This window comes from Streptomyces sp. NPDC048191 (assembly GCF_040652655.1).
In the GTDB taxonomy this organism is placed as follows: Bacteria; Actinomycetota; Actinomycetes; order Streptomycetales; family Streptomycetaceae; genus Streptomyces.
Genome location: NZ_JBEZMO010000020.1, coordinates 83344 through 103788 on the forward strand (window position 1 = coordinate 83344; position 20445 = coordinate 103788).

Genomic DNA, 20445 nt, shown 5'->3' on the forward strand with positions numbered 1-20445 from the left:
GCTGCGGCGCGCGGTCCCTCGAATCCGACCTCGCCCGCAGTGTGGGCGCGTAGCCGAAGGGAGGAACGTGACCTTCGGATTCGCCTCGTCGTCGGCGGCCTCGTTCTCGACCTCCGCGTCCGCCGCTTCCGCCAGTCGTCTGCTCGAGCCGGCCGAATGGGCCGCCGCCGGAATCCCTCTGCTGCGCAACCCACGTGAGGTTGTCAGCGGGCTGCACACCCGCCATCGGCCGAGGCTTGCCACCGCGATCGTGGCGGTACTCGATCCGGACGAGCGGCTGTGCGCCAGCGCGTCGTTCATACGTCGCCCGGCCCCGGCCGACGGCTGGATGTTCCGCAATGCGCTCCTCGCGCAACTGCGCCGGGTCATTCCGCACGACCTTCGGCGCCGGACCCCGGTGCGCACGGCGATCCTCATCTACTGCCGTGAGGGCGACGCGCGTTGGACCGAGGAGGACGGCGCGTGGATGTGGGGCCTGCGTGACGCCTGCACGCTGCACGGGCTGCGCTGCGGGGCGTACATCACGCTGACCCATGACGGCTGGCACGTGCTCGGAGAGGGCCGTAGCGGACGCCGCCCCAACGCCGAATCCGAGCCGGAGCCCCTCGCCACCTCGGAGGCGCCGCCGCTGACGCCGCGCACCGGCGGCCCCGTCTCCGAGGTCCTGCGCCGCGCGGCAGCTCGCTGAAGGGCGCGCCGGAAGACCGGGCCTTCAACCGTCGTCCTCCACACCGCCCGACGACCCACGCGAAGGGCGAGCCGCCCGGCCGCCGGCACACCGCACAAGTCCCGTGCCGTGCGGAGGAACGTGACGGCCACGCCGAGGAACGGACGACACGTGGACCGCGCCGGAGCGGCCCTGCGAGAGCCCAGCGCGGCTGAGCGGGCGCCCCTCACGGACCGGCCTCTACGGGCAACCACGTCGGCCGGCGCCCGACGTCCGCGGCCCGCGCCGGATGCCCCGGCCCGGCGCCTCCTCAAAGGCCGCCCCACCAGTGGGACGGCCGTCGGTCATCCGGGCACGCCAAAGGCCACGCCGTGCGGATACCGCCCGACTGGGTCCTTCCTCAGCCCGGGTGCCCCGAGGTGACGGACGCGGCTCAGACGCCGGCGCCGAGCACCGAGTTGATCTGCTGCGGGTCGCCGCAGACGATCAGCAGGGCACCGGCCCGGGTGTGGGCCAGCGGGAGGGCCGAGGCGGCAGCGGAGGCGGGACCCCCGTTGACGGCCACGACGACCACGGGGCGGGACGCGGCGCGGGACGCGATGGCGGCGTCGGCGTAGAAGACGTCGTCACCGGCGTCGTGCTGCGCCCAGTAGGAAGCTTCACCGAAGGACAGTTCGTGTTCGGCCCACGGGTGCTGGGACCCGGTGGTGATCACGAGCACGTCGCCGGGGGCACGGCCCGAGTCCAGCAGCAGGTCCACCGCCTCTTCGGCGGCGTCGAGCGCACCCTCGGCCGAAGCCGGGATCAGCTGGATCTGCGGGGTGGCCGCCGTGGCGGCGGGAGCGGCCGGGCCCGACGGGCCCGGCTTGGCCGGAGCCACCTCACGCGGGGTGCGCTGCACCGGAGGCGCGGGCCGCAGAGGGCCCGGACGACCGGGGCGGGACGGAGCCGCGGGACGGGGGCCGGGTACGGGGCGGGGGGTCGGCGCGGTACGGCCGCTGGCCGGAGTGGCGCGGGGACCCTGGGCACTCTCGTGAATCTGAGGCTCCTCGGGAATGAGAGGCATGAGCTGATATTTATCAAACGTTGGTGCGGCGCGGGTGACCGGGTGGCACATCAGTGCGATCGGAACCGTCAGAAATCGAAGCCGAGCTGACCCTCGATCTCCGGAACGCCTCCGTCCGCCCAGCTGCGGACCTTCTTGAGGTGCCGCCACTGAGGCAACGCATCAAGATACGCCCACGACAAGCGGTGGTGCGGGGTGGGCCCCCACTCCTCCAGTGCGGCCTTGTGCACGGGCGACGGATACCCGGCGTTGTCCGCAAAACCGAAGTCTGCATGGTCGACACCCAGTTCGGCCATCATTTTGTCGCGCTGAACCTTGGCTATCACCGACGCCGCCGAAACGGCCACACACGACTGATCGCCCTTGATCACCGTGCGCACCCTCCAGGGAGCACCGAGGTAGTCGTGCTTCCCGTCGAGGATCACGGCGTCGGGGCGGACCGGCAAAGCCTCCAGGGCGCGGGCCGCGGCCAGCCGCAGGGCGGCCGTCATCCCCAGGTCGTCGATCTCCTCGGGAGAAGCATGCCCCAGCGCGTAGGCCGTCACCCACGTCCGCAGGACCTGAGCCAGTTCCGTCCGTCGCTTGATCGTCAGCAGTTTGGAGTCGGTCAGCCCGTCGGGCGGGCGGCGGAGTCCGGTGATCGCGGCGCAGACGGTGACAGGTCCGGCCCAGGCGCCGCGCCCCACCTCGTCGACACCGGCAATGACCTTCGCTCCGGTCGTGGCGCGCAAGGAGCGCTCGACGGTGTGAGTAGGCGGTTCGTACGGCATGGCGTCCTTAGCCTACGCCGACCGGAACGCCGCCCGACACCCGGTCACCCGACCGTCGCGCGGATCGCGGACGTGCGGGATCAGCCTGCGCAGGGACGCAACAGCGGAAGCATCAGCTGGTCGATCATCTCTTCGAGCTCCCGATCGCACCATTCGCTTGCGCACACCTTCGAGCGGTACATCATCATGGCCGGAACGGCGTCGAAGACATAGCTGTTGACCGCGTCCGGACGAACCTCACCCCGCTCCAATCCGCGGGTGATGACCTCACCGAGGAGCTGGAGGGTCGGCTCCACCACACCTCCAACAATCACTTCATGAAAGCGCTCCGCCTGGATCTGATCGCACTCGTGAATGACCGAACGCAGTGCCACACCGGGGGGCGAGAACATGATCTGCCGCACCTGCCGGCACAGGGCGAGGAGGTCCTCGCGCACACTGCCGAGATCCGGAGCCGCCTCCACCCGAGGCAGTCCCGCCGCCAGCGCATCCGCGACGAGGTCCTCCTTGGAGGGCCAGCGCCGGTAGACCGCGGCCTTGCCGGTCTGGGCGCCGGCCGCGACCCCCTCCATGGTCAGCCCCTTCCAGCCGACCTCACTGAGCTGCTCCAGCGCGGCATCCAGGATGGCGCGCTCCAGCACCACGCCGCGCCGACGTGGGGAAGCCGCCCGGGCGGGAGCAGCCGTCCAGCGCGAGGTAACCATCTGTGTCTCTCCAACATGCAGGGGAAGCGGGGATTCCGGGGTGATTGACGCCACGCCGCGGCAACAGGGGGACGCGAGGCGGGGCGCGGGATTAAGTGAACGCTTGCGTTCACTGTCGGGGACTCACTACCGTGGAAGCGAAAGTGAACGCGAGCGTTCACTAACGCCTTTATGGGGGACCCATAGTGACGACCTCTCAGCTGCTTCAGGAACCAGAACCGGGCGTGGCCCGCCGGGAGGGGCATCCCGGCATCGCACTCACCGTCATCGCGGCCTGCCAACTCATGGTGGTCCTCGACGCGACGATTGTGAACATCGCGCTTCCGCACATTCAAGATGCACTCAAGTTCAGCACCACGGATCTGACTTGGGTGGTCAGCGCCTACACGCTCACCTTCGGCGGCCTGCTGCTGCTCGGTGCGCGGGCCGGTGACATCCTCGGCCGTCGCCGGGTGTTCATGGCCGGCATCCTGCTGTTCACCTTCGCCTCGCTGCTGGGCGGTCTCGCCCAGGAACCCTGGCAGCTGCTGGCCGCACGGGCCGTACAGGGCGTCGGCGGCGCGATCGCCTCGCCCACGTCGCTGGCGCTGATCACCACCACCTTCCCCGAAGGCCCGGAACGCAACCGGGCCTTCGGTGTGTTCGCGGCCGTGTCCGCGGGCGGCGGCGCCATCGGCCTGCTGGCGGGGGGCATGCTCACGGACTGGCTGGACTGGCGGTGGGTGCTGTTCGTCAATGTCCCCATAGGCGTGCTGATCGCGGCGCTCGCGCCGCTGTACATCAGCGAGTCCGAGCGGCATCCGGGGCGCTTCGACATCACGGGAGCGCTCACCTCGACGGCGGGCATGGCCTCGCTGGTGTACGGGTTCATCCGTGCCTCGGAGAACGGCTGGCGGGACGGCCTCACCCTCGGCTCGTTCGGCGCGGCCGTGGTGCTGCTGGTCGCCTTCATCCTCACCGAGACCCGGGCCAAGGAGCCGATCACCCCGCTCAGGATGTTCGCGGACCGCAACCGCTGGGGCACGTACGTGATCATGCTCGCGCTCTCCGCAGCGATGTTCGGCATGTTCTTCTACATCGTGCTGTTCGTCCAGGACGTGCTCGGCTACAGCGCCGTGAAGGCCGGTGTGGCCTTCCTCCCCGTGACGGTCGCGATCGCGGTCGGTGCGGGTCTGTCGCAGGCCTTGCTGCCGAAGCTCGGCCCGAAGCCGTTCATGACGGTCGGCTCGGCGCTCGTGGTGGTCGGTCTGGTGTGGCAGACGTTCATCCGGCCGGACAGTTCCTATCTCGGCGGAGTGCTCGGGCCGATGCTGGTGTTCGGCTTCGGCATGGGCCTGAACTTCGTGACGGTCACGGTCACGGCGGTTTCCGGTGTCGCCCAGCACGAGGCGGGTGCGGCTTCCGGGCTCCTCAACGCCACGCAGCAGGTGGGCGGTTCGCTCGGACTGTCCATCCTGACGACCGTGTTCGGATCGGCCGCCAAGGACGAGGCGAAGAAGCAGGTGCCGAAGTTCCTCGCCAACAGCTCTCCGGAGCAGCAGGCGCACTTCGCCAAGACGCACCAGTTGCCCGGGCCCTGGGGGCACGAGGTGCTCGCCCACGGCATCTCCACCGCCTTCGTGCCGGCTGCCGCGATGGCCGCGGTGGCGTTCCTGACCGCCTTGCTGGTGATCAGGGTGCGCAAGAGTGACCTCGAATCCCTCGCCGGCGTGGCAGGCCCGGGCATCGGCTGAACCGGGCCGAGCCGCGCGAAGCCGCGGCCGGCCGGACCGCCGCCGTGGGCTGGACGGCACGTGCGGCGGTCCGGCCGGCCGCGCCCCGGTCACCGACCCCCGCGCGGCCAGGAGCGCCAGGAGCGCCAGGACCAGCATCAATGCCGAGTACGCCATCTCTCCCCCGCCCCTCGCTCCGTTGCTCTCCGGGTTTTCACCCGCCCCGCCCCCCGACGGCCGCGGCACACGCCGGACAGGAGTGGAACGGGTGGCGGTCACGGAGAGTTCCCGGACGGTACGGAGAGTCTCCGAGCCGGAGGACTGGGCGTACCGACGCGATCCGGGGAAGGGTGGAGCCGGTCTTGGCGGGCGGTCCTCAGAGCCCCGTCGGCACCCAGTCCGGCAGCGCTTCGACGCGTTCCACCCAGTCCGCGGGCGGGGTCCCCGCCTTGCCGGAGCCGAGCACACCGCCCACGATCGCGCAGGTGGTGTCCACGTCGCCGCCCACCCCTGCCGTCGTCCAGAAGGCCGTCTCGTAGTCACCGAGGCTGCGTGCGGCAGACCACAGGGCAAAGGGAACGGTGTCGTGGGCTGTCGTCCGCCGTCCGCATCCCAGCACCGCCGCGACCGTGCCCGCGTCGTCGTAGTCGAGCATGTCCCGGGCGCGCCGCAGCCCCTGGCCGACGGCGCTCTTCGGCACCAGGGCGATGACGCCGTCGAGGAGCGCCTCGGGGGTCGGCGGCCCGTCCGGCGAGCCCGCCAGCGCCGCCGCGGCGGCCACGGCCATGGCGCCGACCACGGCCTCACGGTGCTGGTGGGTGGGGTAGGCCGAGATCTCCGCCTGGTGGGTCGCCTGCTCCGGGTCGTCCGCGTACCAGGCGCCCAGAGGCGCGATCCGCATCGCCGCTCCGTTGCCCCAGGAACCTCGTCCGTTGAAGAGCCCGGCGGCCAGCTCCCGCCAGTCCTCCCCCTCGCGGACGAGCCTCAGCAGGCGGTTGACCGCGGGGCCGTAGCCCCGGTCGAAGTCGTGGTGCTCGGCGAAGGAGCGGGCCAGCGCGTCCTGGTCGATGCGCCGGTGCTCGGCCAGGACGGCGACCACGGAGCAGGCCATCTCGGTGTCGTCCGTCCACTGCCACGTCCCCGCGGGCAGCTCGCGTCGCTTCAGGAGGGGATAGTTCGCCGGGACGAAGAACTGGGAGCCCAGGGCATCCCCCAAGGCCAGTCCGCGCAGGCCGGCCAGGGCGCGCTCCAGACGCCCGGAGGAAGAACAGTCAGCGGTCATCGCTCTGCCACTCTATCCGTTCGCCCAGTACGGCACCGGCTTGCGCCAGCGCTCGAAGGGCCGGTCGAGGGTGTACTTGCCGTCGTCTCCGAGGACGAGCATCCGCACCTCGGCGTTCCCGGGGTTCGACAGCGACTCGAATTCCGCGACCGTCCAGTGGAACCACCGCATGCAGAACAGCCGCATCGCGAGGCCGTGCGTCACCAGGAGGACGTTCGGCGGATGATCCGGTGCCTCGAAGCTGCGGTACAGGCTCTCCAGGAAGCCGCCGACCCGGTCGTACACGTCGGCGCCGGACTCACCCTGCGGGAACCGGAAGAAGAAGTGGCCGTAGGCGTCGCGGTAGGTCTTCTGAAGGCGCACGTCGTCGCGGTCCTGCCAGTTGCCCCAGTCCTGTTCGCGAAGCCTGGGCTCCTCCCGGACACGTATCAGGTCGGGGTCGAGGTGGAAGGCGCGGAGCGTCTCGTGCGTCCGGCGGTACGGGGAGACGTACACGCTCACGCGCTCGCGGCCGAAGAGTTCCCGGAGCCCCTTTCCGGTCTCCTCGGCCTGCCTCCAGCCGCGCTCGGTCAGCGCGAGAGCGTGGTCCGGCTCGCGCTCGTACACGGAGTCGTCGACGTTGCCCGTTGACTCGCCGTGCCGGACAAGGACGATGCGCCGTGGTCGTGCCATGCCAAAACCCTAGATCGAGCGAGGGAAAGTCGAGCACTCGTACGGGCCTTTTACGGCGTAGGTCACATATATCCCGCGTGTCGGGCCGCCCCGGACGCGCTGTGCGACACCCGGGCAGCGAGTTTGATCCTCAAACGCACGTCGTGTGGCTTCAGACCGTCCAGGACGGCTCGAGCTCCACGATGTCACCGGTAAGGGCCGCGATGTCGGCCTCGGTCTGTGCGCGCAGCGCGAGACGTTCCACCCGCTCGGTGCGGTACTTCCCGTGCTCGGCAGCCGACCGCCACATCGACAGCACCAGGAACTCCTGCTCGGCAGCCTCGGCGAACATGCCGCGGATCATGCCGGGCGAACCGGCCATCGCCGGGTTCCAGACCTTCTCCTGCATGAGGGTGAAGTGCTCGACGCGCTCCTCACGGACCCGGCACAGGGCCACACGGACCAGATCGGCGTCGGTGAACCTCGGCTCGAAGCCGGTCTTCACATCGAAGCGGTACTCGAAGAGCTTGACCTGCGCGTCCTTGAACGTGCCGGCCTGGGCGGACGCGAGGCGGTCGTGCGAGCGGGCCATGAAGGAGTCGTAGAACGCGCGGCTCTCCCAGAAGGCGAAGATGTGCGCCACGCCCGACCGCTGCCGGCTCCAGCCTCCGCCCTGCCCCCGAAAACCCGGCTCCCCCAGAAGCCCCGCCCATTTCCGCTGCCCCCGCTCGAAGCCGCGGCGGTCCACCACGGTGCAGCGAATCCACTTGACCAGCACCGCGCCATCGTAAGGCCACGGGGCGTGGCGTCGGTCACGCTCCGGCTGAGATCACCCGAGCATGCGCCCCCGCGCGCGTGGCACGATGGACAAGGAACCCTGCCCCCAAGGGCGTTGGGTGGATGGGGCAGGCACCGGGGGAAGGGAGAAGCCGTTGGCCGGCTTCAGCAAGGGAATCGGCAAGGTCGAGGTCGGGCTGAAGTGGGACCCCAGTCCTGCGGGCGAGCCGCCCAGCGATCTCGACCTCGTCGCCGCGACGTTCCTGTCGGGCGATCCGTACGGGACCCCGGCCTATGTGGTGCACTTCGACAGCCGCTCACCGGACGGCACGATCTTCCTCAACCGGGACAGCACGGACGGCAGGGGCTTCGGCTGGGACGAGGTCATGACGCTGGAACTGGACCGGCTCGACGACCGGTACGCGCGCGTGGTGGTCGGTGCCGTCATCCAACAGCGGTACGGGCACAAGACGTTCGTCAACGTGCTGAATCCGGCCATGCGCATCCGGGTGGACCGCTACACCGTGCTCGCCCAGGACGACTTCGGCTCGGTCCTCGGGGCGACGGCTGCCACGATCGCCGAGTTCGTCCGTGACGAATCCGGCGAGTGGGCCTTTCGGCCCGGCGTTCACGGTTTCGCGGAGGATCCGGCCACCTTCACCCGGGTCATGGGCAGGGCTCAGCAGAGCTGACGGACGCCGGAGCCCCGCAGAGGTGAGGGGCGTCAGCATGGCCGACGCCCCTCACCTCACTTCAGGAACCGCTTGTCATCAGCTGCAGCCGCTGGTGGAACCGCAGCCCTCGCAGATGTAGCAGGAACCGGCCCGCTGCATCTTCGTACCGCAGGAGAAGCACAGCGGGGCGTCGGCCTGGATGCCCAGCTGCATCTCCACCAGTTCGGCGCTGGTGTGGGCCTGCTTCGGGGCGGGCTTGGCCGCCTCGGACTCGGGCTTCGGCGCGGCGACCGCCTTCAGCTCCTGGGCACGCGGAGCGGACTGCGCGAGGCCCTCGACGTCGACCTCGTCCTCGTTCGGCTCGTAGGAACCGGTCTCCAGGTGGCGCTGGCGCTCCTCGGCGGAGTGGATGCCGAGCGCGGAACGGGTCTCGAAGGGCAGGAAGTCCAGCGCCAGGCGGCGGAAGATGTAGTCGACGATCGACTGCGCCATCCGCACGTCCGGGTCGTCGGTCATGCCGGCCGGCTCGAAGCGCATGTTGGTGAACTTCGAGACGTAGGTCTCCAGCGGCACGCCGTACTGGAGGCCGACGGAGACCGCGATCGAGAAGGCGTCCATCATGCCCGCGAGGGTCGAGCCCTGCTTGGACATCTTCAGGAACACCTCGCCGAGACCGTCGTCCGGGTAGGAGTTGGCGGTCATGTAGCCCTCGGCGCCGCCGACCGTGAAGGACGTGGTGATGCCGGGGCGGCCCTTCGGGAGGCGCTTGCGGACCGGGCGGTACTCGACCACCTTCTCGACCGCGGCACGGATCGTGTCCTCGGTCTTCTCGGCGATCTCGGCCTTCTCGTCCTCCTTCTTCTTGGCGGAGAGAGGCTGGCCCACCTTGCAGTTGTCGCGGTAGATCGCGAGCGCCTTGACGCCCAGCTTCCAGGCCTCGAAGTAGATCTCCTCGACCTCCTCGACGGTCGCCGTCTCCGGCATGTTGACCGTCTTGGAGATGGCGCCGGAGATCCACGGCTGGATCGCGGCCATCATGCGGACGTGACCCATCGGGGAGATGGCGCGCTCGCCCATGGCGCAGTCGAACACCTCGTAGTGCTCGAGCTTCAGGCCGGGAGCGTCGATCACATTGCCGTTCTCGGCGATGTGGGCGACGATCGCCTCGATCTGCTCCTCCTGGTAGCCCAGGCGGCGCAGGGCCTGCGGGACGGTGCCGTTGACGATCTGCATCGAGCCGCCGCCGACCAGCTTCTTGAACTTCACGAGCGCCAGGTCGGGCTCGACACCGGTGGTGTCGCACGACATCGCGAGGCCGATGGTGCCGGTCGGCGCGAGGACGGACGCCTGGGAGTTACGGAAACCGTTCTTCTCGCCAAGACGCAGCACGTCCTGCCAGGCCTCCGTGGCGGCGGCCCACACCGGGGTGTCCAGGTCGTCCATACGGACGGCCGTGCCGTTGGCCTCGGAGTGCTGCGCCATGACGCGCTTGTGGGCGTCGGCGTTGCGGGCGTAACCGTCGTACGGGCCGACGACCGCGGCCAGCTCGGCCGAGCGGCGGTAGGCCGTACCCGTCATCAGGGAGGTGATGGCGCCGGCCAGGGCGCGGCCGCCGTCGGAGTCGTAGGCGTGGCCGGTGGCCATCAGCAGGGCGCCGAGGTTGGCGTAGCCGATGCCGAGCTGGCGGAACGCGCGCGTGTTCTCGCCGATCTTCTGGGTCGGGAAGTCCGCGAAGCAGATCGAGATGTCCATCGCGGTGATGACGAGCTCGACGACCTTCTGGAAACGCTCGGTCTCGAAGGACTGGCGGCCCTTGCCGTCGTCCTTCAGGAACTTCATCAGGTTCAACGAGGCCAGGTTGCAGGACGTGTTGTCCAGGTGCATGTACTCGCTGCACGGGTTCGACGCGGTGATCCGGCCGGACTCGGGGCAGGTGTGCCAGGTGTTGATGGTGTCGTCGTACTGGATGCCCGGGTCGGCGCAGGCCCAGGCGGCCTCGGCGATCTTGCGGAACAGCGCCTTGGCGTCGACCTCCTCGATGACCTCACCGGTCATACGGGCGCGCAGGCCGAAGTTGCCGCCGTCCTCGACCGCCTTCATGAACTCGTCGTTCACACGGACCGAGTTGTTGGCGTTCTGGTACTGGACGGAGGTGATGTCGTCGCCGCCCAGGTCCATGTCGAAGCCCGCGTCACGCAGGACGCGGATCTTCTCCTCCTCCTTGACCTTGGTCTCGATAAAGTCCTCGATGTCGGGGTGGTCGACGTCGAGCACGACCATCTTGGCCGCGCGGCGGGTGGCGCCACCGGACTTGATGGTGCCGGCGGACGCGTCGGCGCCGCGCATGAAGGAGACCGGTCCGGAGGCGTTGCCGCCGGAGGACAGCAGTTCCTTGGAGGAGCGGATGCGCGAGAGGTTCAGGCCGGCACCGGAGCCGCCCTTGAAGATCATGCCCTCTTCCTTGTACCAGTCGAGGATCGACTCCATGGAGTCGTCGACGGACAGGATGAAGCAGGCGGAGACCTGCTGGGGCTGCGAGGTGCCCACGTTGAACCAGACGGGGCTGTTGAAGCTGAAGATCTGGTGCAGGAGGGCGTAGGCCAGCTCGTGCTCGAAGATCTCGGCGTCGGCGGGCGAGGCGAAGTACTTGTGGTCCTCGCCGGCCTTCCGGTACGTCTTCACGATGCGGTCGATCAGCTGCTTGAGACTGGTCTCGCGCTGCGGGGTGCCGACGGCACCGCGGAAGTACTTGCTGGTGACGATGTTGACCGCGTTCACCGACCAGAAGTCGGGGAACTCGACGCCACGCTGCTCGAAATTGACCGAGCCGTCGCGCCAGTTGGTCATGACGACGTCACGGCGCTCCCAGCTCACCTCGTCGTACGGGTGTACGCCGGGGGTGGTGTGGATGCGCTCGATGTGCAGTCCCTTGTTTCCCGCCTTGCCGCCCTTGGCTCGGGAACCTCGTGCCGGACCGCTCGCCGTCTCTGTCATGCCGCCTCCCTCTACGGGCAAAAACGCCCTGAAGTGCCCCGTTTGTTCCCGTGGCACGGTGTTCTGTCTTGTGTTGCGGGCACCCTCAGCTGCCGCCCGCAACAGGCTTCGGTCGCCGCCTTCCGGCCGGAACCCGGCTCTCCTCCCGGTTCCCGGCCCGCCGGTCAGTCGGCGGCGTGAGCGGGCACGGGGACCTCCTCGGTCCCGCCGGGCCCGTGATCGTCTTCCTGGCTCCCCGTTCCCGCGTCTTCCTCGTCCGCGTCGGGGCCTCGCGTCGCCTCCCTCAGCTCCGCGATGGCGGCCTCGAAGTCCTCGAGCGAGTCGAACGCCCGGTAGACGGAGGCGAATCGCAGATAGGCGACGAGATCGAGCTCCTGCAACGGGCCGAGTATGGCCAGCCCCACGTCATGGGTGGTCAGCTCGGCGCTTCCGGTGGCCCGCACCGCCTCCTCGACCCGTTGGCCGAGCTGGGCGAGTGCGTCCTCGGTGACAGGTCGTCCCTGGCACGCCTTGCGCACGCCGTTGATGACCTTGGTACGACTGAAAGGCTCGGTGACTCCGGACCGCTTCACCACCATGAGCGAGCACGTCTCCACGGTCGTGAAACGACGGGAGCAGTCGGGGCACTGGCGGCGCCTGCGGATCGACGTGCCGTCGTCGGTCGTACGACTGTCGACCACACGGCTGTCGGGGTGCCTGCAGAAGGGACAGTGCATGATCTCCAACCCTCCTCACAGCAGACTCAATAGCCTCGCCAGGCCCATGGGCCCCGCGAAGCAGCCCTAAGCATAGGCGATCGCGAGGCCGAGTCAGACCCGGGGGACCACAACTTGTGGGCTGCTGTAGCCATCCAACCACTACATGTGGGGATTGGCTCATACACCGAGGCAGACTCGCGTGTCGCAGTGGAACGACCGCGGGCACCCGACGCCCGGGCGGTCACGAGGGACACGCGGGTGCAGAGCGGTGCCACTGTGGCGCTTACGGAGATACCGTGGGCGCCGCACGGAGGACGCGTGGGACTCCGGCGGAGAAGGGACCCGCTTCCCGGATGGTCGGGTTCCGGATGGCAGACTGGGGTGGCGGCCCACAAGGTCGGCAACCCCAGCGGTGAAGAGTACAACAATGGGCGCTTTTGTCCGCCAGATGGTGCGTTAGCAATACACCCAGACACGTGATCGCGTCCGGTGAATCGCACTTTTTCACTCGAACGTGTGTTTGGCGCAACCTTTCGAAAGCAACTACCGTTGTCCAGCAGGGAGACCATCGAGAGGGGCCGACGTGACCACCACCGCAGACAGCGCCACCATCACCGCCCAGGACCGCTCCCAGGGACGACTCGAGCCGGTACACGTGATGAACGAAGCCACGAATCCCGAGGGACACAAGCGTTCCCTGCCGGGCCGACCTCCAGGCATCCGGGCGGACAGCTCCGGACTCACCGACCGCCAGCGCCGCGTGATCGAAGTCATCCGTGACTCGGTACAGCGACGCGGCTATCCACCGTCGATGCGGGAGATCGGTCAGGCCGTCGGCCTCTCCAGCACCTCCTCGGTCGCGCATCAGCTGATGGCGCTGGAGCGCAAGGGCTTCCTGCGTCGCGACCCGCACCGTCCGCGCGCGTACGAGGTGCGCGGCTCGGACCAGGCCGTGACCGTGCAGCCCACGGACACGGCCGGCAAGCCCGCCGCGTCGTACGTCCCGCTGGTCGGCCGTATCGCCGCCGGTGGCCCCATCCTCGCGGAGGAGTCCGTCGAGGACGTCTTCCCGCTCCCCCGCCAGCTCGTCGGCGACGGCGAACTCTTCGTCCTCAAGGTCGTCGGCGACTCCATGATCGAGGCCGCGATCTGCGACGGCGACTGGGTCACCGTGCGCCGCCAGCCGGTCGCCGAGAACGGCGACATCGTGGCGGCCATGCTCGACGGCGAGGCCACCGTCAAGCGCTTCAAGCGCGAGGACGGCCACGTCTGGCTCCTCCCGCACAACGCGGCCTACGAGCCGATCCCCGGCGACGACGCGACCATCCTGGGCAAGGTCGTCGCGGTGCTGCGGCGCGTGTGATGCCTGCGGCGGGCGGGCCGTACGGCTGCTCGCTCCCTGACCGGGCCCCGGAACCCCTGCGCCGGTTCCGGGGCCCTGCCATGTGCACGGCCGGTGCCCGTCGCTCTTCCCTTGCGGCCCGACCGGCACCGGCCGGGCCATCCCGCGATCACTTCACCTCGGCTTGCTGGGCTTCCGCGGCCTTCGCCGCCGCGTCGATCGCGGCCAGCGACTTGCGGACCTGGTTACGGTCCGTGGTGTACCAGAAGTCCGGCAGCGACGCCTTGAGATAGCCGCCGTACCGTGCGGTGGCCAGCCGCTGGTCCAGTACGGCGACCACGCCCCGGTCCCCCGACGCGCGGACGAGCCGACCGGCACCCTGGGCCATGAGCAGGGCAGCGTGCGTCGCGGCCACCGCCATGAAACCGTTGCCGCCGGCGTCCTCCACCGCCTTCTGCCGGGCGCTCATCAGCGGATCGTCGGGGCGGGGGAACGGAATCTTGTCCATGACGACCAGCTGACAGCTGGGGCCGGGGACATCCACGCCCTGCCACAGCGACAGGGTGCCGAACAGGCAGGTCTTCGGGTCGGCCGCGAAGTTCTTGATCAGTTCGCCGAGCGTCTCCTCGCCCTGGAGCAGGATCGGGAAGTCCGGGATCCGGGAGCGCAGCTCCTCCGCCGCGAGCTGCGCGGCCCGCATCGACGAGAACAGCCCGAGGGTGCGGCCGCCGGCCGCCTGGATGAGTTCGCTCAGCTCGTCGAGCATGTCGGAACGCTCGCCGTCACGTGCGGGGCGCGACAGATGCCTGGCCACATAGAGGATGCCCTGCCTGCGGTAGTCGAAGGGCGAGCCGACGTCGACTCCCCTCCACTTCGGCAGGTCCTCGTCCTCCGCACCCTCGGGGCCGAGGCCCAGGGAGGCGCCGACGCCGTTGAAGTCCCCGCCCAGCTTGAGGGTCGCGGAGGTGAGGACGACCGCGCGGTCGGCGAAGAGCTTCTCCCTGAGGAGCCCGGAGACCGACATGGGTGCGACCCGCAGGGACGCGCCGAAGCGGTCGTGCCGCTCGTACCAGACGACGTCCCACTCCGAGCCGTTCACCACCCGCTCGGCCACGTCGTGCACCGTCTCCACCGAGGCCAGGGCCTGCTTGCGCACGGCGTCCTCGTCCTGCACCGACTTGTCGCGCGTCGCGCCGATCGCGGAGATGACGGTGCGCGCGGCGTCCCGCAGCGCCATCAGGGCGTAGCCGAGGTCCTCCGGGATCTCTTCCAGGCGGCCCGGCAGGGCCAGCTCCATCAGCCGCTCGAAGCCCTCGGCGGCGGTCTGCAGCTGGTCGGCGGCCTTCTCGTTGACGAGCTTGGCGGCGCGGCGCACGGCACGATTGACCTGGCCGGGTGTGAGCTCGCCGGTCGCGACGCCGGTGACCCGGGAGACGAGTTCGTGGGCCTCGTCCACGATCAGCACCTCGTGCTGCGGCAGCACCGGCGCGCCCTCGATGGCGTCGATGGCGAGCAGGGCGTGGTTCGTGACCACGACCTCGGCGAGCTTGGCACGCTCGCGGGCCATCTCCGCGAAGCACTCGGCGCCGTACGCGCACTTCGACGCCCCCAGGCACTCCCGCGAGGACACCGACACCTGTGCCCACGCGCGGTCCGACACACCGGGAGTGAGATCGTCCCGGTCACCCGTCTCGGTCTCGTCGGACCAGTCCCGAAGGCGCAGCAGGTCCTGGCCCAGCTTGCTGGAGGGGGCGGCGGCCTCGAACTGGTCGAAGAGGCCGTCGTCCTCATCCTGCGGCATGCCCTCGTGCAGGCGGTGCAGGCACAGATAGTTCGACCGGCCCTTGAGCATCGCGAACTCCGGGCGGCGGCGCAACAGCGGGTGCAGGGCGTCGACCGTGCGCGGCAGGTCGCGCTCCACGAGCTGACGCTGCAGCGCCAGGGTGGCCGTCGCGACGACCACTCGTTCCCCGTGCGCGAGCGCCGGCACGAGATAGCCGAGCGACTTTCCGGTGCCGGTGCCGGCCTGGACCAGCAGGTGGGATCCGTCGTCGATGGTCTCGGCGACCGCTTCGGCCATGGTCACCTGGCCGGGGCGCTCCGTGCCGCCGACAGCGGTGACAGCGGCATGCAGGAGTTCGGGGAGTGAGGGCTTCGTCATAGCCCGACCACCCTACGGCCCGGCACTGACAAACGGGCGGTCAAGGCGGGGGCGGAGGGCGGGATCACGGCCGGGCTCCTGGGTGGGTGGGGTGGCGGGAGGTGGACGGAGGTTGCGCAGGGCAGTGCGGAGCGGGTGACGAGCGATGCCGGCGCCCGGCTTTGCCTCCCGCGCGGATTTCCCCGATCGAGCGGGAACTCGGCCGCCACCGGTTCGTACTATCTGTGAACGTGCCGTCACGTGGCGCTACAGCACATCGCGCAGGACCCGGTCCCGCATCATGAGGGCGGCCCGCTTGCCGGGCAGGTCGACCTCGTCCGCGAACCGGAAGCCGGCGCTCAGGAACGCTGCGACGGAGGGGGTGTTGCCAAGATCGGGTTCCGCTACGACCCGTGCGCACGCGGGGCGCCGGTCCAGAATCAGGTCGGCCACGGCTCGGATCAGCGAGGATCCCAGCCCGCGTCCTCGGTCCGCGGCTCGGCCGACGAGGAGGTGGATCCCGGTGTCGTGCGGGCGGGCCGGGTAGTGGCGGGCCAGTGGATCCAGATCGGCCCGGTAGATCTCCCAGTAGCTCATCGGTGTGCCGTCCAGGACACCGAGACACGGCACGCTGCGACCGTCGCCGTCGAGCTGGGCGCGCAGGTGGTCCTCGGTCCGGTTCCGGGGCTCGTCCAGCTCCCAGTACGGCGCGACCGCGGGGTCGTTCATCCAGCTCTGGATGAGCGGCAGGTCCTCCTCGATGCGCACGGGCAGGAGGTGGAAGGAGCCGACGGAGGTGGCCACCGGACCCCATGTGTGGAGTTGGTCCAGAAGGTAGGTCGTCCCTCCGCCGAAGAGGGCGAGGAAGTCGACGGGCAGGTGCAGGTCCAGCGTGTCTTCGCAGTCCCCGTCGTCGTCCTCGATGGCGAACCCGGTGAACGGGGAGCCCAGGGTGAACGCGCTGTCCGCCCGGGGGCCCACGGGGTCTCGGCGGGCTGGGGTGCCGCTGTGGACGGGGACGCCCGGGCGGGCGGGGCTGGAGCCGGCGTTCGCGTCGGTGGGAGGCACGGTGCGCTCCTCTCAGGAGACGAGGTGGGTCATGTTCCTCGGATGTGCGGGGGGGGGACGGGCCGTTTCAGTCAGGAATGAAGGGGGTTGGCGATGGTGACGTAGACGGACTGGGTGTCGACCGGGCCGACGAGTTCGTCGAGGCCGTGCAGCCGGGTCAGCAGATTGGCCTTGCACCGCAGGACGGGTGAGTCGAGCAGGTGGCGCGGCAGAGTGGTGCGCGGTGAGGTGGGCCCTGTGGCGACGTCGGTGAGGAAGCGTCGGAACGCGGCGAGGAGCAGGCGCTCGTCGGCGAGGCGCTGGGAGCCGAAGGCACCGATGAGGCCGAACACGTTGTTGACGGCGAGGTAGTAGGCGAAGCGTTCGTCGGTGACGTCGTCGGAGACGAAGGTGTCACTGCGGTCACCGATGCCGGGCAGCTGGGCATCCAGTTCGGCTCGCCGGGACTCCCGGAAGTAGTAACCCTGGTTGTCGCGGTAGCGGCCGCCGGTGGGCCAGCCGTCGCGGTCGAGCAGGAGCAGGGTGTTCTGCTGGTGCGCTTCCAGGGCGATGCCGGCCTCGCTGTCCAGCCAGAGCACCGGACGGACGACCTGCTCCAGGTAGCGGAGGAACCACTCCGCGGCAACCGCTCCGACGGGTCGGCCGGTGCGAGCGGCGAGCCGGGCCACGACCCGGTCGAGCCGGGAGCGCATGGGCCATGCGCCCTGCTGGGACGCGGAGTTGGTGCCGCACTCGGGGGAGGGCCGGGGCGAGACGAGTCCGGCGACGCAGCCGGCGTCGTCGGCGTGGGTGAACGGGTTGTGCCTGATCATCACGTCGAGGCCGGGCACGGGCCGGCCGTCCGCGTCGTCGACGGCGAGCCAGGCCGGGTCGCGGACGATGTCGAAGCGGGGATGTACGGACTGCCATTGCTTGAACAGGCCGGTGCGCAGCAGCCTGTGCACCTCGACTCCGCGGTGGAGTTCCTTGCGCAGGTTCTCACGGCGGGAGTTGGTGATGCGCAGACCCAGCGACAGCTTCAGCATCGCCGGGGCATCGGACCGGTGGACGGTGCGCACGGAGGAGGTGGGGTGCCAGGCGGGACCGAGCGGGCCGAGGTCGCGCAGGAGGCCGGCGTCGATCAGGGCGGCGACCCGTTCGCGGTACCGCAGTTCGCGGGCCTGCCACGGGTGCAGGGGAAGGGCGGCATGGCCGTCGGGCAGAGGGAGGTCTGTCTCGGCGAGGCGCCGGGTGAGGTGATCGGCGGGGACGGGACGGCCGCGCTCGGTCCATGCCGAGTCGGTGGCGAGGAGGGAGGGGGCGACAGCCAGCCAGTGCAGGGGAAAGGAGCCGCGCAACTCGGGTGAGTACCGGCGGGCTTCGGCCTCGGTCAGGCCTTCCCGGCTCTTGGGGGTCGGGTGCAGGGGGTGTCCGAGGAGGAGGGCCTGCTCGGCGGAGAGGAACAGGTCTGGGCCGTCGGTGGGGTGGTCGCGCCGGTCGTGGATGAAGGTGGCGGTGCGACGGAGGGAGTCGGCCACCCTGGCCGCGAGATCGCCGTCGTCGCCGTGGCCGGCGGCGGTGGGTTCGTGGGTGCGGGAGGTGCTGCCCGCCTCGCCGGCCGTCTCCCGGGCGAGCAGCGCTGCCAGGGTGACGGCGTCGACGGCGGGGGCGGCCTCGGGGGCGTCGGCCAGGCGTGGCGGTCCGAAGCGGTGCAGGCCCGTCGCCGACCAGTAGCGGACCGGCACGAGCAGTGAGGTGCCGCTGGCCGGGAGCGGGATGCGGAGGGTGCCACTGGTGGGGGCGGCGACGTCGGTCTCGCGTGCCCAGCACCGGACCAGGTTCTCCACGGCGGCGGCCTGGGCCGCGGTGCGGGGGTCGGGGTGTTCCAGCAGGTCGGTGCCCGGATCGGTGACTCGGGTGAGATCCGCGATGCGCCTCTTCTGCTGGGGAACCGACTCGGCGAGTGGTACGGAAGAGGCCGGGGTGCCGGGGTCTCCTTGTTCGTCGGGCGCACCGGAGCTGCCGTCGGGAGTGGGGGTGGCGTTCATGACGGCTCCTGGTGGCTGGCTGGGGCGGTGCGGGGTTCGTGCTCTCGCATGGGCGTCGCCGTTCTCGCGGGGCCGGGCGTCGCGTGGCCGGTCAGGGCGGTCGGCGTGACCGTGTCGCTGGGCCGGGTCGGCCAGGAGAGGAAGCGTGTACGAGAGGGGTGCGGGTGTGTCATGGGAGGCCGGTCCCGGCCTGAACGTCCTTGGAAAGGGAGGCCCAGTCGGGATGAGGGAGGCAACGGATCCGAAGGCTTGCGCCGGGTTCAGGGGACGGGTGGTGTGGGGGTGGCGCTCAGCCCGCTCGCTGGGCGGGGCCATGGTGTCGGCCGTGGTGCGCGCCGTGCTCCGTGTGGGTGCGTGCCACCGCTGCCACCGCGTCCGCCAGGCGGTCCAGCACGGCCGTCGCCTGCTCGTCGCTGATCGTCAGCGGGGGAAGCAGGCGCACCACGGCCGAGTGACGGCCGCCGAGTTCGACGATCAGTCCGCGCTGGAGGCACTCCCGCTGGACGGCCGCGGCGAGTTCGGGCGCGGCGGGGCGGGGGGTGCGGGTGGGTTCGGGGCCGGTGGGCGGGGAGTACGGGTCGCCCGGGCCCGCCCCGGCGCCTTCCGGGTCCACCAGCTCGACCCCGATCATCAGTCCACGCCCGCGTACCTCGCCCACGCACGCGTACGTGTCGGTCAGCTCGCCGAGTTGGCGCAGCATGCGGGCTCCGAGGGCGGCGGCGCGTTCGGCCAGGCCGTTCTCCCGGACGTAGGTGAGGGTCGCGGTGCCGGCGGCCATGGCGAGCTGGTTGCCCCGGAACGTTCCCGCGTGGGCACCCGGTTGCCAGACGTCGAGATCGTCACGGTAGACGATCACGGCGAGGGGGAGGCTGCCGCCGATGGCCTTGGACAGGACCATGACGTCGGGGGCGACACGGCTGTGGTCGACGGCCCAGAAGGCGCCCGTCCTGCCGACTCCGGTCTGGATCTCGTCGGCGATCAGCGGGACGGACCGGTCCTCGGTGAGCTGCCGCATGCGGCGCAGCCAGTCGTCCGGTGCGGGGATCACCCCGCCCTCGCCCTGGACGGGTTCGAGGATCATGCCGGCGGGCAGCGGCACACCCGACTTGGGGTCGTCGAGGAGGGACTCGGTCCAGCGGGCGGCGAGTTCGGCGCCTCGCGGTCCGCCGACGCCGAAGGGACAGCGATAGTCCTGCGGATAGGGCAGGCGGGCGACCTGGACGTCACGGGCTCCGCCGGAGGCGGCCAGGGCGCCGGCGGTCATGCCGTGGTAGGCACCGGTGAAGGCGAGGATGCCCGTGCGGCCGGTCGCGGCCCGGACGAGTTTGAGGGCGGCCTCGACGGCGTCGGTGCCGGCCGGTCCGCAGAACTGGACGCGGGCACGGTCGGCGAGCCCGGGTGGGAGCGTGCGGAACAGCTCGGTGATGAAGGCGTCCTTGACCGGGGTCGCCAGGTCGAGGACGGACAGGGGGGCGCCGGAGTCGAGGACCCTGCGGATGGCTTCCAGCACCACCGGATGGTTGTGACCGAGAGCGAGCGTGCCGGCGCCGGAGAGACAGTCCAGATAGCGGCGGCCGTCGGCGCCCTCGATGGTGAACCCCCGCGCCCGCACCGGGACGATGGGCAGGGCCCGGGCGTAGGTGCGGGCGGAGGATTCACGCGCCGACTGGCGTCTGAGGATCCCCTCGTGCACAGCACGCGCTTCCTCGTGCCTGCCCTCAGCCATCGACTCCGTAACGGCCACGGCTCGCTGTCCTCCCGCTGCTCAGAGGCGAGTTGATCCGCGGGGAGCCGCTTACAGGCAGCTGGCCCCCCACCGCTACAACCACGGAAACTTCGTCGGGTTACGGGTTGATACAAGATCATTGCCAGA

16 protein-coding genes are annotated in these 20445 nt (G+C 70.3%); 4 read left to right on the forward strand and 12 right to left on the reverse strand.

Features of this window, described 5'->3' with window-relative positions; all coding sequences use genetic code 11:
• Positions 1 to 67 precede the first annotated feature (67 nt).
• The gene (locus AB0D93_RS28365; protein WP_362124896.1) at positions 68 to 688 is read left to right on the forward strand and encodes a hypothetical protein; all 621 of its coding nucleotides are present in this window, start codon (positions 68 to 70) and stop codon (positions 686 to 688) included.
• Positions 689 to 1100: 412 nt separating this feature from the next.
• Here AB0D93_RS28365 and AB0D93_RS28370 read toward each other — a convergent pair whose 3' ends face one another.
• The 3 genes from AB0D93_RS28370 to AB0D93_RS28380 form a co-directional block, all read right to left on the reverse strand.
• Positions 1101 to 1733, reverse strand: a complete 633-nt coding sequence (locus tag AB0D93_RS28370; protein ID WP_362124898.1) for a hypothetical protein — start codon at positions 1731 to 1733, stop codon at positions 1101 to 1103.
• Positions 1734 to 1801: 68 nt separating this feature from the next.
• The gene (locus AB0D93_RS28375; RefSeq protein WP_362124901.1) at positions 1802 to 2503 is read right to left on the reverse strand and encodes a ribonuclease HII; all 702 of its coding nucleotides are present in this window, start codon (positions 2501 to 2503) and stop codon (positions 1802 to 1804) included.
• A gap of 80 nt (positions 2504 to 2583) precedes the next feature.
• Positions 2584 to 3207, reverse strand: coding sequence for a TetR/AcrR family transcriptional regulator (locus tag AB0D93_RS28380; RefSeq protein WP_362124903.1), 624 nt, complete (start codon positions 3205 to 3207; stop codon positions 2584 to 2586).
• A gap of 185 nt (positions 3208 to 3392) precedes the next feature.
• On the opposite strand from AB0D93_RS28380, the gene AB0D93_RS28385 reads away from it, so the two are divergent.
• Complete coding sequence (locus AB0D93_RS28385; protein WP_362124906.1) at positions 3393 to 4940, forward strand: MFS transporter; 1548 nt, start codon at positions 3393 to 3395, stop codon at positions 4938 to 4940.
• Positions 4941 to 5295: 355 nt separating this feature from the next.
• Here AB0D93_RS28385 and AB0D93_RS28390 read toward each other — a convergent pair whose 3' ends face one another.
• The 3 genes from AB0D93_RS28390 to AB0D93_RS28400 all read right to left on the reverse strand — a co-directional run bounded on the left by AB0D93_RS28390 (position 5296) and on the right by AB0D93_RS28400 (position 7630).
• The gene (locus AB0D93_RS28390) at positions 5296 to 6201 is read right to left on the reverse strand and encodes an ADP-ribosylglycohydrolase family protein (RefSeq protein ID WP_362124909.1); all 906 of its coding nucleotides are present in this window, start codon (positions 6199 to 6201) and stop codon (positions 5296 to 5298) included.
• Between the two features lie 12 nt (positions 6202 to 6213).
• On the reverse strand, positions 6214 to 6873 hold the full coding sequence (locus tag AB0D93_RS28395; protein ID WP_362124912.1) for a histidine phosphatase family protein: 660 nt from the start codon (positions 6871 to 6873) through the stop codon (positions 6214 to 6216).
• Positions 6874 to 7024: 151 nt separating this feature from the next.
• A complete protein-coding gene (locus AB0D93_RS28400; RefSeq protein ID WP_362124915.1) occupies positions 7025 to 7630 on the reverse strand; it encodes a YdbC family protein in 606 nt (201 codons plus the stop codon).
• Between the two features lie 154 nt (positions 7631 to 7784).
• On the opposite strand from AB0D93_RS28400, the gene AB0D93_RS28405 reads away from it, so the two are divergent.
• Positions 7785 to 8321: a TerD family protein gene (locus tag AB0D93_RS28405; RefSeq protein ID WP_362124918.1), complete on the forward strand. Its 537-nt coding sequence runs from the start codon at positions 7785 to 7787 to the stop codon at positions 8319 to 8321.
• A 78-nt stretch (positions 8322 to 8399) separates the two neighbouring features.
• Here the strand turns inward: AB0D93_RS28405 and AB0D93_RS28410 are convergent, their stop codons facing one another.
• Positions 8400 to 11297 carry a vitamin B12-dependent ribonucleotide reductase gene (locus AB0D93_RS28410; protein WP_362124921.1) on the reverse strand — a complete coding sequence of 966 codons (2898 nt, stop codon included), beginning with the start codon at positions 11295 to 11297 and terminating at the stop codon, positions 8400 to 8402.
• A 164-nt stretch (positions 11298 to 11461) separates the two neighbouring features.
• A complete protein-coding gene (nrdR, locus tag AB0D93_RS28415; RefSeq protein ID WP_362124926.1) occupies positions 11462 to 12013 on the reverse strand; it encodes a transcriptional regulator NrdR in 552 nt (183 codons plus the stop codon).
• Between the two features lie 565 nt (positions 12014 to 12578).
• On the opposite strand from nrdR, the gene lexA reads away from it, so the two are divergent.
• Positions 12579 to 13358, forward strand: a complete 780-nt coding sequence (lexA, locus tag AB0D93_RS28420; protein ID WP_361367348.1) for a transcriptional repressor LexA — start codon at positions 12579 to 12581, stop codon at positions 13356 to 13358.
• Between the two features lie 148 nt (positions 13359 to 13506).
• Here the strand turns inward: lexA and AB0D93_RS28425 are convergent, their stop codons facing one another.
• The 4 genes from AB0D93_RS28425 to AB0D93_RS28440 form a co-directional block, all read right to left on the reverse strand.
• The gene (locus tag AB0D93_RS28425) at positions 13507 to 15498 is read right to left on the reverse strand and encodes an ATP-dependent DNA helicase (RefSeq protein ID WP_362124930.1); all 1992 of its coding nucleotides are present in this window, start codon (positions 15496 to 15498) and stop codon (positions 13507 to 13509) included.
• Between the two features lie 246 nt (positions 15499 to 15744).
• Positions 15745 to 16428 (reverse strand): GNAT family N-acetyltransferase, encoded by a 684-nt coding sequence (locus AB0D93_RS28430; protein ID WP_362125062.1) that lies wholly within the window; start codon positions 16426 to 16428, stop codon positions 15745 to 15747.
• A 188-nt stretch (positions 16429 to 16616) separates the two neighbouring features.
• Entirely contained in the window at positions 16617 to 18572 is a 1956-nt protein-coding gene (locus AB0D93_RS28435) for an IucA/IucC family protein (RefSeq protein ID WP_362124933.1), read from the reverse strand.
• Positions 18573 to 18861: 289 nt separating this feature from the next.
• Positions 18862 to 20298 (reverse strand): diaminobutyrate--2-oxoglutarate transaminase family protein, encoded by a 1437-nt coding sequence (locus AB0D93_RS28440; RefSeq protein WP_362124936.1) that lies wholly within the window; start codon positions 20296 to 20298, stop codon positions 18862 to 18864.
• Positions 20299 to 20445: the final 147 nt, after the last annotated feature.